This window comes from Alterinioella nitratireducens, assembly GCF_013155465.1.
In the GTDB taxonomy this organism is placed as follows: Bacteria; Pseudomonadota; Alphaproteobacteria; order Rhodobacterales; family Rhodobacteraceae; genus Alterinioella; species Alterinioella nitratireducens.
The window spans coordinates 129,622-151,635 of record NZ_JABJVX010000007.1 but is presented as its reverse complement, the minus strand read 5'-3'; the positions used below and the strand labels follow the sequence as shown (position 1 = coordinate 151,635).

At 66.2% G+C, this 22,014-nt stretch carries 22 protein-coding genes; 10 read left to right on the top strand and 12 right to left on the bottom strand.

The genetic code is table 11. From position 1 onward, the window contains the following. Positions 1 to 30 precede the first annotated feature (30 nt). Positions 31 to 915 carry a serine hydrolase domain-containing protein gene (locus HNS34_RS13185; protein ID WP_172320537.1) on the bottom strand — a complete coding sequence of 295 codons (885 nt, stop codon included), beginning with the start codon at positions 913 to 915 and terminating at the stop codon, positions 31 to 33. 68 nt (positions 916 to 983) lie between these two features. Here HNS34_RS13185 and HNS34_RS13180 point away from each other — a divergent pair, with 68 nt between their 5' ends. The 4 genes from HNS34_RS13180 to HNS34_RS13165 all read left to right on the top strand — a co-directional run bounded on the left by HNS34_RS13180 (position 984) and on the right by HNS34_RS13165 (position 4,171). Further along, positions 984 to 1,847, top strand: coding sequence for a methylated-DNA--[protein]-cysteine S-methyltransferase (locus HNS34_RS13180; RefSeq protein WP_172320536.1), 864 nt, complete (start codon positions 984 to 986; stop codon positions 1,845 to 1,847). Positions 1,848 to 1,952: 105 nt separating this feature from the next. Further along, positions 1,953 to 2,531 carry a hypothetical protein gene (locus HNS34_RS13175; protein WP_172320535.1) on the top strand — a complete coding sequence of 193 codons (579 nt, stop codon included), beginning with the start codon at positions 1,953 to 1,955 and terminating at the stop codon, positions 2,529 to 2,531. A gap of 148 nt (positions 2,532 to 2,679) precedes the next feature. Then, positions 2,680 to 3,336 (top strand): YiaD family glycine zipper/OmpA-like lipoprotein, encoded by a 657-nt coding sequence (locus HNS34_RS13170; RefSeq protein ID WP_172320534.1) that lies wholly within the window; start codon positions 2,680 to 2,682, stop codon positions 3,334 to 3,336. A gap of 67 nt (positions 3,337 to 3,403) precedes the next feature. Further along, a complete protein-coding gene (locus HNS34_RS13165) occupies positions 3,404 to 4,171 on the top strand; it encodes an FCD domain-containing protein (protein WP_172320533.1) in 768 nt (255 codons plus the stop codon). A gap of 68 nt (positions 4,172 to 4,239) precedes the next feature. Here HNS34_RS13165 and HNS34_RS13160 read toward each other — a convergent pair whose 3' ends face one another. Together HNS34_RS13160 and HNS34_RS13155 are read right to left on the bottom strand one after the other, a co-directional pair. Continuing rightward, positions 4,240 to 5,463 (bottom strand): mandelate racemase/muconate lactonizing enzyme family protein, encoded by a 1,224-nt coding sequence (locus HNS34_RS13160; protein WP_172320532.1) that lies wholly within the window; start codon positions 5,461 to 5,463, stop codon positions 4,240 to 4,242. Then, positions 5,460 to 6,545 carry a Zn-dependent alcohol dehydrogenase gene (locus HNS34_RS13155; protein ID WP_172320531.1) on the bottom strand — a complete coding sequence of 362 codons (1,086 nt, stop codon included), beginning with the start codon at positions 6,543 to 6,545 and terminating at the stop codon, positions 5,460 to 5,462. Before HNS34_RS13155 ends, HNS34_RS13160 begins: the two co-directional genes overlap by 4 nt. Before the next feature lie 144 nt (positions 6,546 to 6,689). Here HNS34_RS13155 and pcaD point away from each other — a divergent pair, with 144 nt between their 5' ends. From pcaD to HNS34_RS13140, 3 genes are read left to right on the top strand one after another with little or no spacing between them, the layout of a single operon-like run. Beyond that, positions 6,690 to 7,487, top strand: a complete 798-nt coding sequence (pcaD, locus tag HNS34_RS13150; protein ID WP_172320530.1) for a 3-oxoadipate enol-lactonase — start codon at positions 6,690 to 6,692, stop codon at positions 7,485 to 7,487. Continuing rightward, positions 7,484 to 8,809: a class-II fumarase/aspartase family protein gene (locus HNS34_RS13145; protein ID WP_172320529.1), complete on the top strand. Its 1,326-nt coding sequence runs from the start codon at positions 7,484 to 7,486 to the stop codon at positions 8,807 to 8,809. Before pcaD ends, HNS34_RS13145 begins: the two co-directional genes overlap by 4 nt. After that, entirely contained in the window at positions 8,802 to 10,022 is a 1,221-nt protein-coding gene (locus HNS34_RS13140; protein WP_235952724.1) for a TCR/Tet family MFS transporter, read from the top strand. Before HNS34_RS13145 ends, HNS34_RS13140 begins: the two co-directional genes overlap by 8 nt. On the opposite strand, the gene HNS34_RS13135 is transcribed toward HNS34_RS13140, so the two are convergent. Genes HNS34_RS13135 through HNS34_RS13120 form a run of 4 tightly spaced genes read right to left on the bottom strand, consistent with a single transcriptional unit; the run spans position 9,985 to position 13,689 of the window. Further along, complete coding sequence (locus HNS34_RS13135) at positions 9,985 to 11,187, bottom strand: endonuclease/exonuclease/phosphatase family protein (RefSeq protein WP_172320527.1); 1,203 nt, start codon at positions 11,185 to 11,187, stop codon at positions 9,985 to 9,987. The two genes, HNS34_RS13140 and HNS34_RS13135, sit on opposite strands and share 38 nt — an antisense overlap. Next, the gene (locus HNS34_RS13130; RefSeq protein WP_172320526.1) at positions 11,184 to 12,170 is read right to left on the bottom strand and encodes a threonine ammonia-lyase; all 987 of its coding nucleotides are present in this window, start codon (positions 12,168 to 12,170) and stop codon (positions 11,184 to 11,186) included. Before HNS34_RS13130 ends, HNS34_RS13135 begins: the two co-directional genes overlap by 4 nt. Continuing rightward, positions 12,167 to 13,003, bottom strand: coding sequence for an alpha/beta fold hydrolase (locus tag HNS34_RS13125; RefSeq protein ID WP_172320525.1), 837 nt, complete (start codon positions 13,001 to 13,003; stop codon positions 12,167 to 12,169). Before HNS34_RS13125 ends, HNS34_RS13130 begins: the two co-directional genes overlap by 4 nt. Continuing rightward, a complete protein-coding gene (locus tag HNS34_RS13120; RefSeq protein WP_172320524.1) occupies positions 13,000 to 13,689 on the bottom strand; it encodes a haloacid dehalogenase type II in 690 nt (229 codons plus the stop codon). The genes HNS34_RS13125 and HNS34_RS13120 overlap by 4 nt, the downstream gene beginning before the upstream one ends. Positions 13,690 to 13,828: 139 nt before the next feature. On the opposite strand from HNS34_RS13120, the gene HNS34_RS13115 reads away from it, so the two are divergent. Then, a complete protein-coding gene (locus HNS34_RS13115; protein WP_172320523.1) occupies positions 13,829 to 14,257 on the top strand; it encodes an FKBP-type peptidyl-prolyl cis-trans isomerase in 429 nt (142 codons plus the stop codon). Between the two features lie 24 nt (positions 14,258 to 14,281). Here the strand turns inward: HNS34_RS13115 and HNS34_RS13110 are convergent, their stop codons facing one another. The 5 genes from HNS34_RS13110 to fabA all read right to left on the bottom strand — a co-directional run bounded on the left by HNS34_RS13110 (position 14,282) and on the right by fabA (position 19,444). Continuing rightward, positions 14,282 to 15,088: an enoyl-ACP reductase FabI gene (locus tag HNS34_RS13110; RefSeq protein WP_172320522.1), complete on the bottom strand. Its 807-nt coding sequence runs from the start codon at positions 15,086 to 15,088 to the stop codon at positions 14,282 to 14,284. Between the two features lie 5 nt (positions 15,089 to 15,093). Further along, the gene (locus HNS34_RS13105) at positions 15,094 to 16,323 is read right to left on the bottom strand and encodes a beta-ketoacyl synthase N-terminal-like domain-containing protein (RefSeq protein WP_172320521.1); all 1,230 of its coding nucleotides are present in this window, start codon (positions 16,321 to 16,323) and stop codon (positions 15,094 to 15,096) included. Positions 16,324 to 16,421: 98 nt separating this feature from the next. Beyond that, complete coding sequence (locus HNS34_RS13100; protein WP_172320520.1) at positions 16,422 to 18,041, bottom strand: thiamine pyrophosphate-binding protein; 1,620 nt, start codon at positions 18,039 to 18,041, stop codon at positions 16,422 to 16,424. Between the two features lie 152 nt (positions 18,042 to 18,193). Next, a complete protein-coding gene (locus tag HNS34_RS13095; RefSeq protein ID WP_328700530.1) occupies positions 18,194 to 18,904 on the bottom strand; it encodes a M50 family metallopeptidase in 711 nt (236 codons plus the stop codon). Between the two features lie 30 nt (positions 18,905 to 18,934). Further along, positions 18,935 to 19,444 (bottom strand): bifunctional 3-hydroxydecanoyl-ACP dehydratase/trans-2-decenoyl-ACP isomerase, encoded by a 510-nt coding sequence (gene fabA / locus HNS34_RS13090; protein WP_172320519.1) that lies wholly within the window; start codon positions 19,442 to 19,444, stop codon positions 18,935 to 18,937. Between the two features lie 190 nt (positions 19,445 to 19,634). Here fabA and irrA point away from each other — a divergent pair, with 190 nt between their 5' ends. Then, entirely contained in the window at positions 19,635 to 20,063 is a 429-nt protein-coding gene (irrA, locus tag HNS34_RS13085; RefSeq protein ID WP_172320518.1) for an iron response transcriptional regulator IrrA, read from the top strand. A gap of 118 nt (positions 20,064 to 20,181) precedes the next feature. Continuing rightward, complete coding sequence (typA, locus tag HNS34_RS13080; protein ID WP_172320517.1) at positions 20,182 to 22,002, top strand: translational GTPase TypA; 1,821 nt, start codon at positions 20,182 to 20,184, stop codon at positions 22,000 to 22,002. The last annotated feature ends 12 nt before the right edge of the window (positions 22,003 to 22,014 follow it).

Genomic DNA, 22,014 nt, shown 5'->3' with positions numbered 1-22,014 from the left:
AGGCAGGAGTAGAGCGAGCCCGCCGGAAGATCAACGCGAAGCGGCGATTTCGCGGGCGATCCGCGTAGCCTCCCATTCCGCCGGGGCCTCATCCCCGCCATCGGTAAAGCTGGCCACCGTCACGCCGGTATTGGGGAAATGATAGACCGCATTGGCGCAGAACGGCCCGCAGCCGCTATGGCCCAGGGCAGGCCCGAGCCCTTCCACCACACCCTGCATAAGGCCGAGGCCATAGCCGATTGCCGACCACGGCCTGCCGGGAATTGCGCCGCCTGTGAAATGGGATGTCTGCATCTTCTTTAGTGACTGCTCCGAGATCAGCCCGCCCGTCATGACCGTGTGCAGCACCCGCGCGGCATCGCCCGCACTGCCCATCAGGCAGCCGTGATAGACCCATCCGGGGTGATAGCCGCCCGCGCTGTCCCAGTGGATGCGCTCGAATTCCTGTGGCGTCGTGGCCAGCGACACCGAGGTCAGCCCAAGCGGCCCTGTGATCAGCCGCGCGACCATCCGGCCCATATCGCACCCGGCGGCGCGTTCCAGCACGTCGCGCAACTCCAGATAGCCGATGTTGGAATAGGCGAACCCGTAACCGGGCGGCCAAAGGGGGGTATCCGCGCCAGCCTCATCCAGCAGTCTGGCGACCGGCCACGAAGCCTCGCCGGACGCAACTGCCTTGCGATAGCTCTCCAGCCCTCCATAATCCCGCACCCCCGCCCGATGCGCCATCAGATGCAGGATCGAATAGGGACGTCCTGGCAAGGGTTCCTCGAGGTCGAGCGCACCCGCCTCGGCCAGCCGCAGCGCACAGATGCTCATCACGGTCTTGGTGAAGCTCCACCACGGGAAAAGCGCTCCCTCGGGGCCGTCGCCGCCCGCCCCTTCATCCCGATCCATCCATGCGCTCACCGTCATGACCCGCATAAGGCGCAAGTTTCGGGTCGCGTGGCAAGGTCCGCGCGCCTAGATTTGCGGGCAAGGAGATGCCCGCCATGACCGACACGCCCGAGACCGCCTACCATTACAACGTCATCCGCCGCGCGCTGGATATCATCGACGCGGCCCCCGCCCCCGGCCCCTCGCTGGAGGCCCTGGCCCGCGCCCTCGACATGAGCCCCGCGCATCTGCAACGGGTGTTCTCGCGATGGGTCGGTGTCAGCCCCAAGCGCTACCAGCAATACCTGTCGCTGGACCACGCCCGCACCCTGCTGCGCGACCGCTTCACCACGCTGGCGACGGCGGATGAGGTCGGCCTGTCCGGCTCGGGCCGGTTGCATGACCTGTTCGTGAAATGGGAGGCGATGAGCCCCGGAGAGTTTGCCGCCGGCGGCGCGGGGCTGGAGATCGCCTGGGGCCTTTTCGACAGCCCCTTCGGCCCCGCCATCGTGATGGGGACCGACAAGGGCATCTGTGGCATCGGCTTTGCCGCCGAAACCGGGGAAGAGGCCACCATGGCCGACCTGCAATCCCGCTGGCCCGAGGCGCGGTTCAGCGAAGACCCCGACGCGCTGAAGCCCTGGGTCGATGCGGCCTTCGGCGCGACACCCGGCGAAGCGCGGCTCTACCTCATCGGAGCCCCCTTCCAGATCAAGGTGTGGGAGGCCCTGCTGCGCATCCCCACGGGCCATGTCACCACCTATTCCGAGATTGCCGAGGCCATCGGAAACCCAAAGGCCGTGCGCGCAGTTGGCACCGCCGTCGGGCGCAACCCGATTTCCTGGCTGATCCCCTGCCACCGCGCACTGCGCAAGTCGGGCGGGCTTGGCGGCTACCACTGGGGCCTGCCGGTGAAACGCGCCATGCTGGCCTGGGAAAGCGCCGAGGAGGACATGCGCCGCAGCGCGTAAGGCGGTCGAGGGCGACCGGGTTTTGAACCTTCCCCTACGTCAATTCGACCCACGAATATTGCTACCTGATACTTCAACTCAGCACATTCCGTGGAGATTCTTCCTATGAAACCCCTTGCCCTTCTTTCCGCCTCCGCCATCGTTCTCGCCAGCCTGTCACCGGCATCGGCGCAGGAAACAGGCATTTTGCACCTCACCTCGATCACAACGCCCATCGTACCCACCGCCGTCATCACCGGTGACCGCGAGTTCGGCGGCAACGGTCCCAACATGTATATCGGCGTCACACTTGAAGTCGGGCGCGGCGGACGCGCGATTTTCGCTCATGTCGAGTTTTCGGCTCGCGAAACGGGAGGCGACGGATCATTCACACGCACAGAAGAAACCTTCGAGGTCTGGCGTTGGCAGCCGTCGGACGGTGCCCGCTTCGTCTCGCGCATTGATCGCCCGGTCTGGGGCACCGTTGTGTTGTCCCGCCCGACCTGCGCGGGGACTTGCCTGGGGTCCGAGGACGGGGCGCTGATGATGACCGTTAACGCCGATTCGACCGGCCCGGTCCAGATGGTCCGGCTGATCGGAGACACGATGGGCGACGATATATCGGACGACAGCAACCCGCATGGCGATACGTCGATCCGGGCCATCGTCTTCAACCCGCTGGCGGTCGAGTTCACCAGCTGCTGACCCCGCCGCCCGATTTTTGTCTCATCGGCAGGCGGGCAATAATTCGCCTGTCGATGGTTTTCCCCTGCCGTAACCCGTAAGGGCTGATATAGTCCCGCCGAACAAGGCCCGCATCAGTCGGGCCCCTCTTTTTGGGAAAGGCAGCACCATGAATACCTCCTTCCGCATGATCGCGCTCGGCACCATCGCCGCATTCGGGCTGGCCGCCTGCGAACCGGCCTACAATACCGACCCCAACCAGAACCGCACCCGCGACGGGGCCATCATCGGCGGCATCCTCGGCGGGTTCCTCGGCGCCGCCTCGGATAACGACAACCGGGGCCGCAACGCGGTGCTCGGCGCGGCGGCGGGGGCGGCTGTCGGCGGCGCGATCGGCTATTCGCTGGACCAGCAGGCCGCCGATCTGCGCGCCTCGATGGCGAATAACCGGATCCAGATCGACAACCGGGGCGATTACCTGCTGGTGACCATGCCCGAGGGCATCCTCTTCGCCACCGACAGCGCCGCCGTGCGGGCCGATCTTCAGGCCGACATCCGGGCGCTGGCGCGCAACCTCCAGGAATACCGCGACAGCACGGTCGAGGTCGTGGGCCATACCGACAATACGGGGTCGGCGGAATACAACCAGGACCTGTCGGCGCGCCGCGCCTCGGCCGTTGCGGGCATCTTGCTGGAACAGGGCGTCGCCCCCTCGCGCGTGCGAAGCATCGGACGCGGCGAAGATCAGCCGGTGGCCACCAACCTCACGCCCGAGGGCCGCGCGCAGAACCGCCGGGTCGAGATTTTCATCCGTCCAAACGCCTGACCTGGGCGGCTTTTTCTGGACACCCCCTGATGTGGTCATCTAACCTGACCAATCAGGGGGTGCCTCCATGCCGTTCCAGCGCATCGAATCCGAAAAGCTGTCGCAATCCGTCGTTCACCAGATCGAGGAGCTGATCCTGCGCGGCATCCTGCGCCCCGGCGAACGTCTGCCGTCCGAACGCGAACTGTCCGAACGGCTCGGCGTGTCGCGCCCGTCGCTGCGCGAGGCGGTCTCGGATCTCCAGGATCGCGGCCTGCTGACGGCGCGCGCAGGCGCGGGGATCTACGTGGCCGAGGTTCTGGGCAGCGCCTTTTCCCCCGCCCTCATCAAGCTGTTCAGCGCGCATGAGGAAGCCGTGTTCGACTATCTCGATTTCCGCCGCGACATGGAGGGGATCGCCGCCGCGCGCGCGGCGCTGTCGGCAACCAAGACCGACCTCAAGGTGATCGACACGCTGTTCACCAAGATGGAAGCCGCCCATTCCAAGCGCAATCCCGCGGATGAGGCCGAGTTGGACGCGCAGTTCCACCTTGCCATCATCGAGGCCAGCCATAACGTGATCATGCTGCACATGATGCGGTCGATGTTCGATCTGCTGAAGGAGGGCGTGTTCTTCAACCGCGCCGCCATGTTCCGCCACCGCAACACCCGCGACATCCTGCTGGAGCATCACCGCGCCATCAACGACGCGATCCAGGCGCGCGACCCCGATGCGGCGCGCGCTGCGATCGAGCTGCATCTGGGCTTCGTCGAAGAGGCGCTGACGCAGGAAAAGAAGATCGAGCGCAACGAGGAAATCGCCCGGCTTCGCTACGCCCACGAGCAGGAGCGCTAGGCTAACGACCGGGGGATGCGCTCGGTCGACCGAGCGCGTGTGCGGCCCGTCGACGGGCCGCCCGCCCGCTATTCCGGCGAGCCGCCCGCAAAGGCGTTGCCGTTCTGCCAGTCACATGGGTCATCTTGCATTTCCAGATGCAGCCCCGCCCTGTCGCAGGGATGGGCCCGCGCCAGATCCTCGTTGAAGGCGATCCCAAGCCCCGGCCCCGATGGCGCGGCGATGAACCCCTCCTCGACCTTGATCGTCGCCCCGATCAGGGCTGCATGAAACTCCGTCTCGATCGTCTCGACCAGCAGCAGGTTGGGGCAGGTCACGCCCAGATGGATATTGGCCGCCCATTCCACCGGTCCGGCATAAAGATGCGGCGCGATCTGCGCGCCGAACCCCTCGGCCAAGGTCGCGATCTTCTTGCCCTCCCAGAGGCCCCCCGCACGGCCAAGCGCCGGTTGCAGGATCGTCGCCGCGCCCGCGCGCAGCACCTGCGTGAACTCCGCCTTGGTGGTCAGCCGCTCGCCGGTGGCCACCGGGATCCTCACCGCCCGCGCGACCTCGGCCATGGCGGCGTGATTGTCGGGCGGCGTCGGCTCCTCGAACCAGAGCGGCGAATAGGGCTCCAACGCCTGTCCCAGGCGGATTGCACCACCGGGCGTGAATTGCCCATGCGTGCCGAAAAGCAGGTCGGCCCGGTCGCCCACGGCCTCGCGGATCGCCTTGCAGAAAGCGACGGAACGGGTGACGTCCGACATCGCCGGCATTTGCCCGCCGCGCATCGTATAGGGGCCGGCCGGGTCGAATTTGAGCGCGGTCCAGCCTTCCTCGACCTTGGCCGCAGCCGCCTCTGCCGCCATCTCGGGCGAAATCCAGAAATCCGCCGAGTCGTGATGCGCCAACGGGTAGAGATAGGTATAGGCGCGCACACGCTCATTCATCCGTCCGCCCATCAGCGCCCAGACCGGGCGGTCCCGCGCCTTGCCCAGGATATCCCAACAGGCGATCTCCAGCCCCGAAAACGCACCCATCACGGTCGGATCGGGGCGCTGCGTAAAGCCGCTGGAATAGGTGCGGCGGAACATCCGCTCCACATTCTCGGGGTTCTCGCCTTCGAAATAGCGCGCGAACACATCCTCGATCACGGCCCGCATTGCGACAGGTCCGACCGTGGAGGCATAGCATTCGCCGTAACCCACGATCCCGCAGGCCGTGGTCAGCCTGGGAAATATCCAGTAGCGCCCGCCCATGCCGGGATCAGGCGGGGCAACGGTGAAGATCTCCAGCGCCGCCAGCCTCATGACAGCACGATCACATTGCGACGGGCATGGCCGGTCTTGGTGTCGGCAATTGCCTCGTTGATCTGGTCCAGCCGCCAGCGACCCGAGATCAGCTCATCCAGCTTCAGCCGGCCCTGCCCGTACATATCGACCATCCAGGGAATGTCCCGCGCCAGCACGGTGTCGCCCATCTTGCTGCCTTTCATGCCCTGCCCGACGGCGGCGATGATCACCGGTTCATACTCGGCCTTGGCACCGGAATGGGGCATCCCGACCGCATAGGCCATGCCGCCCTTGCCCAGAAGGCGCAGCGCCTGGTCATAGGCCGGGATCGCGCCGACAGTGACAAAGACGGCATCGGCCATCCTGCCGCCGGTGATCCTGGCCACCGCCTCCCAGGGCTTGTCGCCGGTCGCCAGCAGCGCGTCGGTCGCCCCGAAGGCGCACGCGTCCTCCAGCTTGTCCTCTGACATATCCATCGCGATGATCCGCGCCGCGCCCGCGATGCGCGCGCCCTGGATGGTGTTGAGGCCGACGCCGCCCGCGCCGATCACCACCACGTTCTGACCGGGCCGCACCCGTCCCGTGTTCACCACCGCGCCAATGCCGGTGATGACACCGCAGGCCAGGAGGCTGGCCACGTCCGAGGGCATGTCGTCGGGCAAGGGGGCCAGCTGGCTCTGATGCACCACCACGGCCTCGGCGAAGGCCCCGCAATTCATCGCCTTCAGCGCCGTGGAACCATCCGCGAGCGTAATCGCCCCCTCCGCCGCGGGCGTTCCGTCGCAATAGACCGGCGCGCCGCCCGCGCAAGGCCCGCAGGTGCCGCAGGATTTGATCAGCGTCACCAGAACCTTCTGCCCGACCCGATATCCTGTCACCCCTGCCCCCACGGCGGTGATCCGCCCCGCCGCCTCATGCCCGTAGACGGCAGGCAGGTCGCCGCCCCAGGCGCCGTCCATGTAGGATATGTCGGAATGGCAGATCGCGACCGCCTCCAGCCGCACCTCGACCTCGGCCAGATCGGGCGGCCGAAGGGTGATCTCCTCGATGCGCAGATCCTGCCCGAACGCATGGCAGACGGCGGCTTTCACTTTGGTCATCGGCGGTGGCTCCCTTGCCCGGTGTCGCGATGACCATGCGGATGCGTGCGCCCTGGTGCAACCCCTTCCAGGCACGCGACAGTTGCGCCCTGGGGCCAAAGCCCGCAAAAGGTACGCATCGCATCCAAACGCCGGACCCGACCCATGTTGAGCCTTCCCGTCAATGGCACCGATCTCCACTACCGGATTGATGGCGACCCGGATGGCGCCCCGGTGGTCTTCTCCAACTCGCTCGGCACCGATCTGCGGCTCTGGGACGATGTGGTGGCACATTTGCCCGCGGGCCTGAAACTGATCCGCTACGACATGCGCGGCCATGGCCTCAGCGCCTGCCCGCCCGCACCCTACGCCATGGGGGCGATGGTGTCGGACCTCGAAGGGCTGCTGGACGCGCTTGAGGTGCGCGAGGCGGTTCTGGTCGGCCTCTCTGTCGGCGGCATGATCGCGCAGGGGCTGGCGGCCAAGCGGCTGGACATGATCCGGGCCGTGGTGCTGTCCAATACCGGCGTCAAGATCGGCACCCGCGAGATGTGGCAGGAGAGAATCGCGATGGTTCACGCGCAGGGCCTTGCCGCGATGTCGGACGCGATCATGGAGCGCTGGTTTTCCCGCAAGTTCCGCGAGGGGGCCGCGATGCCGCCCTGGCAACGCATGGTCGAAACCACGCCCGCAGAGGGCTATGCCGGGGTTTGCGCCGCCATCGCGGGGGCCGATTTCATCACGCCGACCAGCGGTCTGCGCCTGCCCGCCATGGTCATCGCAGGCTCCGAGGATGGCGCGACGCCGCCCGACCTGGTGCGCGACCTGGCCGACCTTATCCCAGGCGCGCGGTTCGAGCTGATGCGCGGCGCGGGGCATTTGCCCTGTGCGGAACAACCGCAAGCCTATGCCGCGCTCTTGTCCGATTTCCTGACCTCCATCGGTCACGGGGGCGGATCATGAGCGTCAGCCCCTTCGACAGCGCGCTCTACCGCGACCTCTTCGCCGACACCGATAGTGCCCGGCTCTTCACCGACAGCGCCGAGATCCGCGCCATGATGCTGGTCGAAGGCGCGTTGGCCAAGGCGCAAGGTGCCTTGGGGCTGATCCCGCAGGACAGCGCCGAGGCGATCCACCGCGCCGCGATGGAGGTGCAGATCGACCCCTCGGGCCTTGCCGGCGCGACGGGACAGAACGGCGTGCCGGTGCCCGCGCTGGTCGCTGCCTTCCGCGCCGCGATGGACGCGCCTGAGCACGCGCAATACCTGCATTGGGGGGCGACGTCTCAGGACATCATCGACACCGGGCTGGCGCTGCGCCTGCGCCAGGCGTTGAGCCTGATGGAGACCACGCAGACCCGGTTGCTGGATGCTCTGGCGGCGATGGCCGAGACCCAAGCCGACACGCCCATCACCGCCCGCACCTATGGCCAAAGCGCCACCCCCACCAGCTTCGGCGCGGTCGTCTCGTCCTGGGGCTGGCCGCACCTGGCGCATCTGGACCGGCTGGCGGCATTGCGGCCCCGCCTGTTGCAGGTCTCGCTTTCCGGCGCGGCAGGGACCAGCAGCGCGCTTGGCCCCGACGCGCCCGGATTGCGCAAGGCGATGGCCGAGGCGCTTGGCCTCTGCGATCCGGGCCATTCATGGCACAGCACCCGCGATAGCGTCACGGAACTGGCGGGCTGGCTGACGCTGGTGGCGGGCAGCCTTGGCAAACTGGGCGACGACCTGCTGCTCCTCTCGCAGACCGACAGTGGCGAGGTGCGGTTCGGCGCGGCAGGGGCCTCTTCGACCATGCCGCAGAAACAGAACCCGGTGGGGGCGTCCGTGCTGGTGGCGCTGGCGCGTCATGTCATCGCGCTGAATGGCGCGATGCAAGGGGCCGCCCTCCATCGGCAGCAACGCGACGGGGCGGCGTGGTTCACCGAATGGCTGAGCCTGCCCGCGATGGTCATGGGCACGGCCAAGGCGCTGACCACCGCCGCCGATCTGATCGAAACGCTGGAGCCGCAGTTGGAGCGGATGGCCGAAAACCTCTCCGATCCGCTTGGCCTCATCCATGCCGAGGCGCTCAGCTTTGCCCTTGCCGCCCATATCCCGCGCCCCGATGCGCAGGCCGAGGTCAAGGCGTTGTGCCGGCAGGCACAGGAAACCGGCACCCCCCTGCAAGACCTTCTGGCCCGCGCCCATCCCGACCTCGACCTGACCCAATCCGCCCCCCTTGGCCAAGCGCCCGACGAGGCCCGCGCCTTCGCCCGTGCCGTGCGGGCGCGCAAGGATGGCTGACCGCCCGACGCTGGTTTTCATCCTGGCAACCATCACGCTGGACGCGATGGGGATCGGCATCATCTTCCCGGTCATGCCCGACCTGATCGAGGAGGTGCGCGGGGTGGGCCTCGCCTCGGCCGCGGTCTGGGGCGGGATCCTCTCGGCGATCTTCGCCGTGATGCAGTTCCTGTTCTCGCCCGTCCTGGGCAACCTCTCGGATCGGTACGGGCGGCGCCCGATCCTGCTGATCTCGCTCATTGTGCTGGCCGCCGATTACGTGGTGATGGCCCTGGCGCAGACGATCTGGGTGCTGATCCTGGCGCGGGTCGTCGCGGGCATCACCTCGGCCACCTACACGACAATCTACGCGATGGTGGCCGACATCTATGACGGACCCGAGCGCTCCGCCAAGTTTGGCCTGATCGCGGCGGGGTTCGGCATCGGTTTCGTCGCGGGGCCTGCCCTTGGCGGCCTGCTCGGCGATCTCGACCCGCGCGCGCCGTTCTGGGGCGCGGCCCTGCTGGCGCTGCTCAATTTCGGCCTCGGTTGGGTCGTCCTGCGCGAGACGCTGGCACGGCGCCACCGCCGCACCTTCGACATCCGCCGCGCCAATCCGCTTGGCGGCCTCAAGGCGATGGAGAAACTGCCGGGGATGCGGCAGCTTCTCCTCGTCATCCTGATCTACCATGTCGCCTCGTGGGTTTATCCCGCCGTTTGGGCCTATTGGACGCAGGCGCGGTTCGGCTTCGATCCAGGCCTCGTGGGCCTGTCGCTGGCGGCCTACGGCATCGGCCTTTTCATCACCCAGGCCTTCCTGATCCGACCGATCATTCACCGCTTCGGCGAACGGCGGGTGATCTATGGCAGCCTCTGCCTGACCATCGTGACGCTGATCTACCTGGGCCTGATCCGCGAGGCCTGGATGCTTTGGGCCGTTCTGCCCCTCCTGGCCCTGACCGACATGACCGAACCGGCCCTGCAAGGATTGATGAGCCAGCGCGCCAGCGCCGATCAGCAAGGCGAGTTGCAAGGGGTTCAGGGATCGCTCCAGGCAATCGCGACCATCATCTCGCCCCTGGTGATGACCCAGATCTTCTGGTGGTTCTCCCGCGAGGACGCCAGCCCCTATGCACCGGGCGCGCCGTTCCTCTTCGCAGCACTGCTGATCGCCGGATGCCTGGCCCTCTTCGCCTTCAGGCCGCGCCGTCGCGCAAGCGCAGATGCGCCATGATCTGCCCATGATCCGAGGCCAGCTTGTTATAGGGCGCCTCGGGGTGTGAACCATCGGTCAGGTGATCGTTCAGGACCGAGAAATAGGTCATCTCTCCCACCGTGTCGGGTGTGCCGGGCAGAAAATGCCGCGACAGGTAAATCCGGTCGATGCTCTCGAACTTGCCGCCGAATGTGGCGGTATAGACCATGTCGCGCAGGGATTTCTGCACGAAGAGGCTTTCGGCGGAGTGCAGCCGCATCGCCTCCACGTCCTCCCTGATCTGGCGGGCCTCTTCCCGTGAATACCGGTCGCCCGCATGTTGTGCATCGTGGCGCAGCATCCAGGCGTAATTCTTGAACGGGATCTCGCCCGCGATGATCTCGGACGATACCGCGTTCTCATGGTCGTTGAAATCGCCCAATACGATGACCGGGTTGCCCGCCTTCAACTCCGCCACGATGAGGCGGCGCAGCACGAAGGCCTCGCCCATCCGGCGCAGCCCCGCCCGCAAACTGCCAAGCGCGCGGCCCACGGGGTCGTAATCCGTCAGGTCGGCGGCAGGCGCGAAGTCCGCCCCCGGCGGGCGGTCATATTCGCCCAGTTTCGATTTCAGGTGACAGTTGAAGAGCGTCACGACGCGCCCGCCCATCGCGATCCGAACCTTGAGGATGGGGCGCGAGAGCCGTTTCAGCGTGAAACTGCCCGCGCCCGTTTCGCCGCCAAGCGCGGAGAAGGGCACTTCAAGCGGCGGGTCTATGTCCTGGATCACCTCCGGCTCCCCCACGAAGCCGAAGCGCGAGACCACCGCCAGACCGGGCCGCCGCTGCCCCGGTTCGCTATCATTGAGGTTCGGCGCAAAGGCGACGGCCGCGTTGGCATAGCCTTCGAGCTTCAGCCGCCGGAAGATCGCCTTGCGCCCGTAGCCGACGCCGCGCGCGGGCTGTGCCACGTCATTGAGCGCGCGGGCCCGCTGGTCGGCCTCCTCCATCACATCCTCAAGTGCGTCGGGCTCGAACACCTCCTGAAACCCGATCACATCAGCATCCAGGGTCAGCACCTGATCGGCCAGCCAGTCGCGTTTCCAGGCGTATTCCTCGGCCGTGTATTTCTGGAACTCGTAATATTCCTGTTCCGGCCCTATCAGGTTCTTGACGTTGAAACTGGCGATGGTGACGTCACTCATGCGCTGTCTCCGAACTGTCTGAGGGTGTCCGCGAAAAGCCCCGCATCGACGTTGCCGCCCGTGGCCACGGCGATGACAGCCGGGCCGGTGACGCTGTCGGGCTGGAAGAGCGCCGCCGCCAGCGCCGTCGCCCCGCCCGGTTCCAGCACCAGCTTAAGCCGTGAAAAGGCCAGCGCCATCGCCCGCTGGCAATCTTCTTCGCTGACCACAAGGCCGGGGCCGCAGAGGCGGTGCATGATGGGGAAGGTGATCTCGCCGGGTTTGGGCGTGATGATCGCATCGCAAAGCGAACCGGATTTGCGCACATTCTCCTCGATCCGGCCCGATTGCAGAGACCGCGCCACATCGTCGAACCCTTCCGGCTCCACCGGCCTTGCCCGCAGCCCCGGCGCGCGCGCCTCAAGCGCCAGGGCAATGCCCGAGGTCAGCCCGCCACCGCCGCAACAGACCAGCACATCGGCCCGGTCCACACCCGCCTCTGCCGCCTGCTCCGCGATTTCCAACCCGCAACTGCCCTGCCCCGCGATGACCTCGCGGTTGTCGAAGGGCTTGATCAGGCTCAGGCCCCGCTGTTGCACCATCTGCGCCGCGATCTCGTCGCGCTGATCGGGATTGTTGCGGTCATAGGTCACGACCTCGGCCCCGAGTGCGCGCGTATTTGCAAGCTTGGACGCAGGCGAATCCTCCGGCATGACGATCACCGCAGGTGCGCCATGCGCCCGTGCGGCCATCGCCACGCCCTGCGCGTGATTGCCCGAGGAGAAGGCGACCACACCGGCCTTGCGCGCCGCCTCCGGCAGCGCCGAGACCGCCGCCCATCCGCCGCGAAACTTGAACGATCCGCTATGTTGCAGTGCCTCCGCCTTGACCAGCACCCGCCGCCCCGCGATCTCATCGAGGAAGGGCGAGGACAGCATGGGCGTGCGCCGCGCGTGGCCTTGAAGGCGCGCTTCGGCGGCCTCGATCAAGGTAATGTCGCTCATCGGGACTGCTCCAGGAACCGCGTGATGGCGGCAGTGCTCTCGGGCTCGTCCAGGAACGGCACATGGCCCCGGTCGGGCACTTCGGTGTAATCCATATCGGGGCGCAGCGCCTGCATCTTGCCCGCCGTCTCGCGCGTCAGCAGATCGGAATTTGCGCCCCGGATCAGGCCAAGCGGCACCCCCTCCAACAGCCCGAAAAGCGGCCAGAGGTCCGGCGGTTCCAACCCCTCTGCCTGCGCCTCGACCCCGTCGCGCAGGCGCGGGTCATAGCGCAACCCGAGCCTGCCATCGGGCGCCACCGACCAGCAGCGCCGCGCGAACCTCTCCCACCCCTCGGGCGAGACGTTGCGGAACGCGGGCGCCATGCGATCGGGCAACCCCTCGATGGCATCTTGCAGCGTGTCAAAGGGCGGCGGTTCACCCAGATAGGTCATGATGAAGCGCAGCCCGTCCGCGTCGATATCCGGCCCGATATCGTTCAGCAGCACGCCCGCCAGCCGATGCTTGTGCTGAAAGGCCAGCGTCATCGCCAGCAATCCGCCCCGCGACGTGCCGAGGATGGCCACCTTCTCCAGCCCCAGGTGATCCACCAACGCCAGCGCGTCGGCGGCCTCCTGCACGACCGAATAGGTCATCACATCCTCGGCGAAATCCGACGCCCCGCGCCCGCGACTGTCCAGCCGGATGATGCGCGCGCGATCTCCGAACGCCTCCAGCACCGGCTCGAAATCGTCCATGTTGCGGGTAAGGCCCGCGAGGCACAGCAGCGGCACGCCCGCGCCCTGATCGTCATAGGCCAGCGTCAGCCCGTCCGCGGTCGTGACATTCCTCATGAAAACCGCCCGAGCAACCCGGCAACGCCAGTGAGGTCCGAGGCGATCCTGTCGGGCGGGTCCGGCAGACGGTCCACCGGCTCACCGGCGCGGTTGACCCAGAGCGTGCGGAACCCGTAGGCGCTGGCCGAGGTCACGTCCCACCCGTTCGAGGACACGAACAGCACCTGGTCCGGGCGGCACCCGAAATACGCCCCGACAAGGTCGTAGACCCGCGCATCCGGCTTGAAGATACCGACGCTTTCGACGCTCAACACCGCGTCCAGCATGTCGCCGATGAGGGCGCTGTCCACCGCGCCCTGCAACATCTCGGGCGAGCCGTTCGACAGGATCCCCGTCGCCAGCCCCGCATCCTTCAACTCGGCCAGCATCCCCGGCACTTCCGGATAGGCGGCCAGCGTGAAATAGAGCCCCAACAGACGCTCGCGCAGTTCCGCATCGGCCACGTCGCAACGGTCCAACGCCCAATCCAGCGCGTCTTGCGTGACCTGCCAGAAATCCGTGTGCCGCCCGGTCAGCGCCCGGATCCAGGTGTATTGCAACTGCTTGGCGCGCCAATGGCCGGCGACGTCCTGCCAGACCCCGGCGAAGGCGCCCGCGCCGGGCTCCTCGGCCACTGCGCGGGCGGCGGCACTGACATCGAAGAGCGTGCCGTAAGCATCGAAAATGCAGGTGGTGATGGTCATCGCGCGGTCCCCCTTTGGCGGCAGACTGGCACAGGCAGAGGTCAGCGGAAAGATGCGAGGTTCGGGAAATCCGGTTTACATCACGCGCATGGGCTTTAGGTTGCGCGGTTTCAAATCGCGAAACATGAAGGAAAGTTACATGTCCCAGGCATCCGCCGGAAACAAGATCGCAATTCACTACACCGGAACGCTGGCCGACGGGTCGGTCTTCGACAGCTCCGAAGGGCGGGATCCGCTGAGCTTTACGATGGGTGAAGGCCAGATCATCCCGGGTCTGGAAACCGCGCTGGACGGTATGGCCGAAGGTGAAGAGAAGACCGTCACCGTGCCCGCCGATGACGCCTATGGCCAGAAGAACCCGCAGGCGATGCAGCGCGTGCCGCGCTCCTCGGTGCCCGATGGCATTCCGCTCGACCTCGGCACCCAGTTGCAGCTGCAGACCCCCGAAGGGCAGGCCATGCCGGTGACGGTGGCCGAAGTGACCGAGAGCGAGGTCGTTCTGGACGCCAATCACCCGCTCGCGGGCAAGGATCTGACCTTTGCCGTCAAGGTCGTCTCGGTCGACTGACCGGAATTCGGGCGGGGGCTGCCCTTACGCGGCCCCCGGCCCTTGCAGGTTTTCCGGCTGCATCATGCCAAGCACGTGATAGCCGCCATCGACGGTGATGATCTCACCGGTCGTGCAGGCGCCCATGTCCGAGGCAAGGTAGACCGCCGTGCCGCCAATGGCCTCCAGCGTCGCGTTGGCCCGCAAGGGCGCATTGTCGCGCGCCGTGTTGAAGGTGCGTCGCGCGCCCGAGATCGCGGCGCCAGCCAGCGTCTTCATCGGGCCAGGGCTGATCGCGTTCACGCGGATGCCGTTCGGCCCCATATCGTTGGCCAGGTAGCGGACCGAGCTTTCCAGCGCCGCCTTGGCCACGCCCATCACGTTGTAGAACGGCGTCACCCGGTTCGACCCCATATAGGTCAGCGTCAGGATGGTGCCGCCCTCGGTCATCAGGGGTTCGGCCCGCCGCGCCACGTCGATCAGCGAATAGCACGAGATCGTCAGCGAGTTCTTGAAATTCTCGCGCGTGGTGTTGATGAAGCGGCCCGCCAGTTCGGTCTTGTCGGAATAGGCGATGGCATGGACGACGAAATCCAGCCGGCCCCATTCCTCCTCGATCTTGCTGAAACAGGCATCCAGGCTGTCATCGTCGGTCACGTCCACATCCAAGAGCAGGTTGACATCCAGTTGCTCGGCCAATGGCCGCACCCGTTTGCCGAAATTGTCGCCCTGGAAGGAGAAAGCCAGTTCCGCCCCCTCGGCCCGCAGCGCCTTGGCGATGCCCCAGGCGATGGAGCGCTCGTTTGCGACCCCCATGACCAATCCGCGTTTGCCGTTCATCAAATTTGCCATGAAATCTATCCGTTATAACGCGACAGCAGCATCGAGCCGTTGGTGCCGCCGAAGCCGAAGCTGTTGGTCATCACCGTGTCCAGCCCCGCGCTTTCAACAAGGTCCGTCGCAACCTCGCCGGGGTTGATGCCCTCGGCCAGCGTCTCGACATTGATCGAGGGGGTGATGAAATCGCCCCTCAGCATGAGCAGGCAGAAGATCGCCTCAAGCGCGCCCGCGGCCCCCTGCGCGTGGCCGGTCATCGACTTGGTGGAGCTGATCGGCGGGACGGTGCCTTGGCCGAAGACGCGGCGGCAGGCTTCCACTTCGCCCACGTCCCCCACCGGGGTCGAGGTGCCATGCGCGTTGATATAGCTGACGCGGCGCCCCTCCGGCAGGGTTTGCAGCGCCAGCCGCATCGCCCGTTCGCCACCCTCGCCAGACGGTGCCACCATGTCATGCCCGTCCGAGGTGGCGGCGAACCCGGTCACTTCCGCGTAGATCGTCGCGCCGCGGGCAAGGGCGTGATCCAGATCCTCAAGCACGACGATGCCGCCGCCGCCCGAGATCACGAAGCCGTCGCGGTCCTGGTCAAACGCGCGGCTGGCCCTGGTCGGATCATCGTTGCGCTTGGACGACATCGCGCCCATGGCGTCGAAGAGGCAGGACAGCGTCCAGTCCAACTCCTCGCCGCCGCCCGCGAACATCACGTCCTGCTTGCCCATCATGATCTGTTCCGCCGCGTTGCCGATGCAATGCAGGCTGGTCGAGCAGGCCGAGGTGATGGAGTAGTTGATGCCCTTGATCTTGAACGCCGTCGCAAGGTTGGCGCTGATGGTCGAGGACATGCATTTCGGCACCGCGAACGGTCCGATCCGCTTGGTCGCCCCGGATTTCAGAACCGTCTGATGCGCCGACAGCATGGCGCTGGTCGACGGCCCGCCCGAGCCCGCGACGAGGCCCGTGCGCACATTCACCACGTCATCATCCGACAGCCCCGCATCGGCAATCGCCTGGCTCATGGCGATATGGGCATAGGCCGCGCCCGGCCCCATGAAGCGCAGGGCGCGCTTGTCCACATGCTCCTTGGGGTCGATCTTGAGCGTGCCCGCAACCTGGCTGCGGAAGCCGTGCTCGACCATTTCCGGGCTGGCCTCGATACCGGATGCCCCGGCCCGCAGGCTGGCCTCGACCTCTTCGGCGTTATTTCCGATCGAGGAGACGATCCCCAATCCGGTGACAACTACTCGGCGCATAAACTGCTCCTTCTGATCCGCTGGTCACTTGTAGGACGGTGACGGGAAGCAGGGCAAGGGGCAGGGCGGGCGGCCAGACAGGTTTCCGGGCCCGCCCGTCAGATCCGCATCCGGGGCACGTCGTTGGGATCGAGCTTGAGGTCGATCAGGATGGGCCCCGCGCGCCCCTCGATCGCCGTAATGGCCTGTTCCAGATCCTCCGCGGACCGCACCTCCAGGCCGGTTCCGCCAAGCGATGTGGCGACCTCCGCGAAGGAGGGCCAGTCGAACTGCGTCAGGCTCGGGTCCATCTTGCGGTCGAGAAACTGGATATGTTCGGCCCCATAGGCGGAATCGTTGGCAAGGATCACGATCATGTCCAGCCCCAGGCGTACGGCGGTGTTGAACTCGTTGATGCCGCCCATCATGAAGCCACCATCGCCGGTGAACAGCACAACGGGTCTGTCCGGCGCGGCCACGCCGGCCCCGATGGCCTGTTGCAAGCCCTGACCGATGGCGCCGAAATTGGCGGTCACGATATTGCTGCGCGGATCGCGAACCGTGATGCGGCACCAGACCTCGGTCATGAAGCGGCCCCCATCGGTGACGAGGATCCGATCCTTTGGCAGCGCCTCCTCCAGCCGGTCCAGCGCCCGCACATAGTTGACGAAGCCCTCACCCGACTTGTCCGCCGCCACCGGATGCGCGCGCAAGGTGTCGGGGTCGATGTCGCGGGTGAAGCCGCTGCCGGGGATCTCGGCCTCGTCCAGCCACCAGGCGATGGTCTCGGCGGTCAGCCCGGCATCGGCCACCAGCCCCGCATCGGGGTGCACGCTGTTGCCGATGGCGGTCGGTTCGATGTCGATCTGGATGACCCGCTTGTTCTTCACCAGCTTGCCCTGATCGGTGGTGAAGCTGTGCAGCCCGGTGCCGAAGCAGACGATGCAATCGGCCTTGTCGATCAACTCATAGGCCGCCGGGGTCGACAGCGTGCCGAAAATGTCCATGTCGTATTTGTGGCCCGTGAACAGCCCCTTGGCCTTCAGCGTCGTCGCAAGCGGTGCCTCCAGCCGGTCGGCCAGCTTGATGAGCGTGTCGCGGGCGTCGATGGCCCCGGCACCTGCAAGGATGATGGGCGCGCGGGCCGACGCGATCATGCCGATCGCCTCATCCAGGATCCCCCCTTCCGAGACCCCGCCGGGCGCCGAGAACACGTCCAGCACCTGGCGGGTATGGGCGACCTCCTGCCACATGAAATCGGCCGGCATGTTCAACACGATGGGCCGCCGCTCCACCGCCGCGCGGTAGAAGGCACGGGCGACATCGGCGGCGACGGTCTCGGGCGTGCGAAGCTGCTCGAACCCCGCGCCCGTGGCCTTGACCAACTCGCGCTGGTCGATGCTTTGCAGGTGGCGCGGATTGGCGACCGGCGTATCGCCGGCCAGCAGGACCACCGGGGCCTTGCCCCGCACCCCTTCGGTCAGCGCCGTCGCCGTGTTGGTCAGGGCCGGGCCATGGGTGATGCTGGCCACCCCGATCTTGCCGGTCACCTGGGTATAGGCCAGCGCCATCAGGACCGAGCTTGCCTCATGCGCGGCGGGCACGAATTGTCCGCCGCAGTCGCGCACGAAGCTGTCGACCAGAAAGAGATTGGCGTCGCCCATGAGGCCGAACATCGTTTTGACACCATGCTCGGCGACGGCCTTGGCGAGGGACTGGTGGACGTGGATCTTCTCCATCGGGAACCTCCTGGATTGCTTGCCCCCTCATACAGGCCAATGACCGCGAAGTGTGCGCGTTCTTGGGCCCGTATTGCCCGATCCATGCGGAATACGCGCACCCAGGGGCCGGTCTTGTTGCAAAATCCCGCATCCAGCCCGGTGCAAACCGATTACCGGCGCGGCCCGAGATGCAGGTTGCTGTCCCGCCCCAACCCGCGCGACAGGCACCATGCGATGACCGCGAGGCTGAGGAGGAACCAAAGACCGCCCCAGATCATCGTTGTCCCGCCGATCTCCTCGGCCAGCATCCGCGCGTCCGAGCCCAGGTCCGCGCGGCGGATCGTGTCATCCCAGATATCGTAGGGCACGTAGATCAGGCTGGACAGGCCGATCACCCGCAGGATCAGGTCGCAGGCCCCTTCGCGCAGATACCGCGAGGCGGCGATCAGGGCGGCCCCGGTCAGCCCGCAGATCACAATGGCGGCAAGGTCGCGGACATAGAGCACCAGGACCGCCAGCATCAGCACCCCGATCCCGCCGAGGATCGCCCGATCCATCCGGCTGTGCAGTGCCGCCAGCAACACCCCCGCCCCGATCAGGAGCGAGCCGAGATACCCCGCCGTCAGCGTCAGAAACCGCGACCCGCCCCGCGTCCAGACCTCTCCACCCTGCTGGAAATTGACCGAGAAGCTCTCGACCGACCCGCCGGTGGCAATGGCCATCAGCGCGTGGGACAGCTCGTGGAAGAAGACGACGAGGAACTTGAGCGGCAGGAGACTGGCGTGGACCACAGCGCGAAGACGATCAGGGTGATCGCCAGAAGCCGCCAGTGCCCGCGCAGGTAGGTCAGCATGGGTCGGCACCGCGATGAAACGCGGCACCCGCCGAGGGCGGGCGATGCGGCACCCCAATCAACTCTCGCTCAACGCGACCTTCATGTCCTTGACCTGGTAGATCACCTCGCCATCGGCCTCGACGATGCCGTCGGCAACCCCCATGGTGAGCCTCCGCGTCTGGATCGCCTTGGTGAAGTCGATCTTGTAGGTCAGCATCTTGCGGTCGGGCCGGACCATGCCGGTCAGCTTGACCTCGCCCACGCCAAGCGCATAGCCGCGCCCCTGCCAGCCGCGCCAGCCCAGGTTGAAGCCAGTCAGTTGCCAGAGGCCATCCAGCCCCAGACAGCCGGGCATGATCGGGTTGCCGGGAAAATGACATTCGAAGAACCACAGGTCCGGGGTGATGTCGAACTCGGCGATTACATGCCCCTTGCCGTGTGCGCCGCCATCGCCGGAAATATCGGTGATGCGGTCCATCATCAGCATCGGCGGTTCGGGCAGTTGCGCATTGCCGGGGCCGAACAGCTCTCCGCGTGCGCATTTCAACAGATCGTCCCGGTCGAAACTCGTGGGATATCCAGCCATTAAGCCCCCTGCCCTTCGCTATTGCTACCCCAGGCACCAGCGCCTGAAATCCGTCGTCCCCTAGCATCCGCTTCGATGCGGGCGCAAGGAAACACCTAAGTCCAATCTAAGGGCTTCAGGCCCGATTCCAATTGAAAATCCTCCCGATCACCCCCTATATTGACCCTGTAACGCAAGGAATGCCGCCCCGATGACCCCCGAAGCCCTCGAACGCAGCACCAAATGGCTGGCCCAGGCCGATCTGCGCCCGACCCGTCAGCGCCTGTCGCTGGCAACGCTGCTGGTGGGCGACGGGCAGGATCGCCACGTCACGGCGGAGGGGTTGCATGCCTCCTCGGTCGCGGCGGGCGAAAAGGTGTCGCTGGCCACCGTCTACAACACGCTGCGCGCCTTTTGCGACGCGGGGCTGGTGCAGGAAGTCACCGTTGACGGCACCCGCTCCTATTTCGATACGCGCATGGACGACCACCCGCATTTCTTCATGGAATGCGAAAGCTGCGAAGGGCGGCTGGTCGATGCGAAGAAATCCGAACTGGAAATCGCCACTCTGCCGACCCCGCCGGAAGGCTTCGAGATCGACAAGGTCGATGTGGTGATCCGCCTGCGCAAGACATCCTGACGGCGCGCCAAATTCCTCACAAGGAATTCCAAAACTCCCTGGAAGGAGTTTTGGGCTGGCCATTGCGCCCGCGCCATTGTAACGCCTCGCCAAATCCTGAAATTTAAGGCCTCCCCCCATGGACCTTCGCAATATTGCGATCATCGCCCACGTTGACCACGGCAAGACGACCCTTGTTGACGAGCTTCTGAAACAATCCGGTGCCTTCCGTGCCAACGAGGCCGTGGCCGAACGCGCGATGGATTCGAACGACATCGAACGCGAGCGCGGCATCACCATCTTCGCCAAGCCCACATCGGTCGAATGGAAGGGCACGCGGATCAATATCGTCGACACCCCCGGCCACGCCGATTTCGGCGGCGAAGTGGAGCGCATCCTCTCCATGGTCGATGGCGTGGTGCTGCTGGTCGATGCCGCCGAAGGCCCGATGCCGCAGACCAAGTTCGTGACCTCCAAGGCGCTGGCGCTTGGCCTGCGCCCCATCGTGGTGCTGAACAAGGTCGACAAGCCCGACGCCGAACCCGACCGCGCGCTTGACGAGTGTTTCGACCTCTTCGCGTCGCTCGATGCCGATGAGGACCAGCTGGATTTCCCGCATATGTATGCCTCGGGCCGCAACGGATGGGCCGATGCCGAGTTGAATGGCCCGCGCAAGGATCTGCATGCGCTGTTCAACCTGATCGTCAACCACGTGCCGCGCCCGCGCCAGATCGCCCGCCAGGGCGAGGATTTCCGGATGCTGGCCACCACGCTCGGCGCCGACCCCTTCGTCGGTCGGCTGCTGACCGGCCGCGTCGAATCCGGCAAGCTCAAGGTCGGGGCCACCGTGCAGGCGCTCTCCCGCGTGGGCGAGAAGATCGAGCAGTTCCGCGTCACCCGCATCCAGGCCTTCCGGGGCCTCGCGCAGCAGGATATCGACGAGGCGCAGGCGGGCGACATCGTTTCCATCGCGGGCATGTCCAAGGCTACAGTCGCCGACACGATCTGCGCGCTGGCCGTCGATGAGCCGCTTTACGCGCAGCCCATCGACCCGCCCACCATCACCGTCACATTCGGCATCAACGACTCGCCCCTTGCGGGCCGCGACGGCAAGAAGGTGCAGTCCCGCGTCATCCGTGAACGGCTGATGAAGGAGGCCGAGAGCAACGTCGCCATCAAGATCAGCGACACGCCCGGCGGCGAGGCCTTCGAGGTCGCGGGCCGAGGTGAATTGCAGATGGGCGTGTTGATCGAGAACATGCGCCGCGAGGGGTTCGAGCTGTCCATCTCGCGCCCGCAGGTCCTGATCCGCGACGATGGCGAGCAGAAGCTGGAGCCGGTCGAGGAGGTTACCGTCGATGTCGATGACGAGTATTCCGGCGCGGTGATCGAAAAGCTGACCGGCGCGCGCAAGGGCGACCTGGTCGAGATGAAACCGGCAGGTGCGGGCAAGACCCGCATCATCGCGCATGTGCCGTCACGTGGGCTCATCGGCTATCACGGCGAATTCCTGACCGACACGCGCGGCACCGGCGTCCTGAACCGCGTGTTCCACGCCTGGGAACCCTTCAAGGGCACCATTCCGGGACGCCGCCAAGGCGTGCTGATCTCGATGGAGAACGGCACCTCGGTCGCGTTCGCGCTGTGGAACCTGGAGGATCGCGGCAAGATGTTCATCGGCGCGCAGGAGCCGGTCTATACCGGCATGATCATCGGCGAGCACTCCCGCGACAACGACCTGGAAGTGAACCCGCTGAAGGGCAAGAAACTGACCAACGTGCGCGCGTCGGGCACCGACGAGGCCGTGCGCCTGACCACGCCCGTCACCATGTCGCTGGAACAGGCCATCGCCTATATCGACGATGACGAACTGGTGGAGGTGACACCGAACGCGATCCGCCTGCGCAAACGCTATCTCGACCCGCATGAGCGGAAACGGCAGGCGAAAGCGGCGGGGTGAGATAGGGGAGGG

Excerpts from the sequence above, each read along its gene's own strand:
- HNS34_RS13185 (WP_172320537.1), bottom strand. The coding sequence starts at position 915 with ATGACGGTGAGCGCATGGATGGATCGGGATGAAGGGGCGGGCGGCGAC.
- HNS34_RS13180 (WP_172320536.1), top strand. The coding sequence starts at position 984 with ATGCCCGCCATGACCGACACGCCCGAGACCGCCTACCATTACAACGTC.
- HNS34_RS13175 (WP_172320535.1), top strand. The coding sequence starts at position 1,953 with ATGAAACCCCTTGCCCTTCTTTCCGCCTCCGCCATCGTTCTCGCCAGC.
- HNS34_RS13170 (WP_172320534.1), top strand. The coding sequence starts at position 2,680 with ATGAATACCTCCTTCCGCATGATCGCGCTCGGCACCATCGCCGCATTC.
- HNS34_RS13165 (WP_172320533.1), top strand. The coding sequence starts at position 3,404 with ATGCCGTTCCAGCGCATCGAATCCGAAAAGCTGTCGCAATCCGTCGTT.
- HNS34_RS13160 (WP_172320532.1), bottom strand. The coding sequence starts at position 5,463 with ATGAGGCTGGCGGCGCTGGAGATCTTCACCGTTGCCCCGCCTGATCCC.
- HNS34_RS13155 (WP_172320531.1), bottom strand. The coding sequence starts at position 6,545 with ATGACCAAAGTGAAAGCCGCCGTCTGCCATGCGTTCGGGCAGGATCTG.
- pcaD (WP_172320530.1), top strand. The coding sequence starts at position 6,690 with ATGTTGAGCCTTCCCGTCAATGGCACCGATCTCCACTACCGGATTGAT.
- HNS34_RS13145 (WP_172320529.1), top strand. The coding sequence starts at position 7,484 with ATGAGCGTCAGCCCCTTCGACAGCGCGCTCTACCGCGACCTCTTCGCC.
- HNS34_RS13140 (WP_235952724.1), top strand. The coding sequence starts at position 8,802 with ATGGCTGACCGCCCGACGCTGGTTTTCATCCTGGCAACCATCACGCTG.
- HNS34_RS13135 (WP_172320527.1), bottom strand. The coding sequence starts at position 11,187 with ATGAGTGACGTCACCATCGCCAGTTTCAACGTCAAGAACCTGATAGGG.
- HNS34_RS13130 (WP_172320526.1), bottom strand. The coding sequence starts at position 12,170 with ATGAGCGACATTACCTTGATCGAGGCCGCCGAAGCGCGCCTTCAAGGC.
- HNS34_RS13125 (WP_172320525.1), bottom strand. The coding sequence starts at position 13,003 with ATGAGGAATGTCACGACCGCGGACGGGCTGACGCTGGCCTATGACGAT.
- HNS34_RS13120 (WP_172320524.1), bottom strand. The coding sequence starts at position 13,689 with ATGACCATCACCACCTGCATTTTCGATGCTTACGGCACGCTCTTCGAT.
- HNS34_RS13115 (WP_172320523.1), top strand. The coding sequence starts at position 13,829 with ATGTCCCAGGCATCCGCCGGAAACAAGATCGCAATTCACTACACCGGA.
- HNS34_RS13110 (WP_172320522.1), bottom strand. The coding sequence starts at position 15,088 with ATGGCAAATTTGATGAACGGCAAACGCGGATTGGTCATGGGGGTCGCA.
- HNS34_RS13105 (WP_172320521.1), bottom strand. The coding sequence starts at position 16,323 with ATGCGCCGAGTAGTTGTCACCGGATTGGGGATCGTCTCCTCGATCGGA.
- HNS34_RS13100 (WP_172320520.1), bottom strand. The coding sequence starts at position 18,041 with ATGGAGAAGATCCACGTCCACCAGTCCCTCGCCAAGGCCGTCGCCGAG.
- fabA (WP_172320519.1), bottom strand. The coding sequence starts at position 19,444 with ATGGCTGGATATCCCACGAGTTTCGACCGGGACGATCTGTTGAAATGC.
- irrA (WP_172320518.1), top strand. The coding sequence starts at position 19,635 with ATGACCCCCGAAGCCCTCGAACGCAGCACCAAATGGCTGGCCCAGGCC.
- typA (WP_172320517.1), top strand. The coding sequence starts at position 20,182 with ATGGACCTTCGCAATATTGCGATCATCGCCCACGTTGACCACGGCAAG.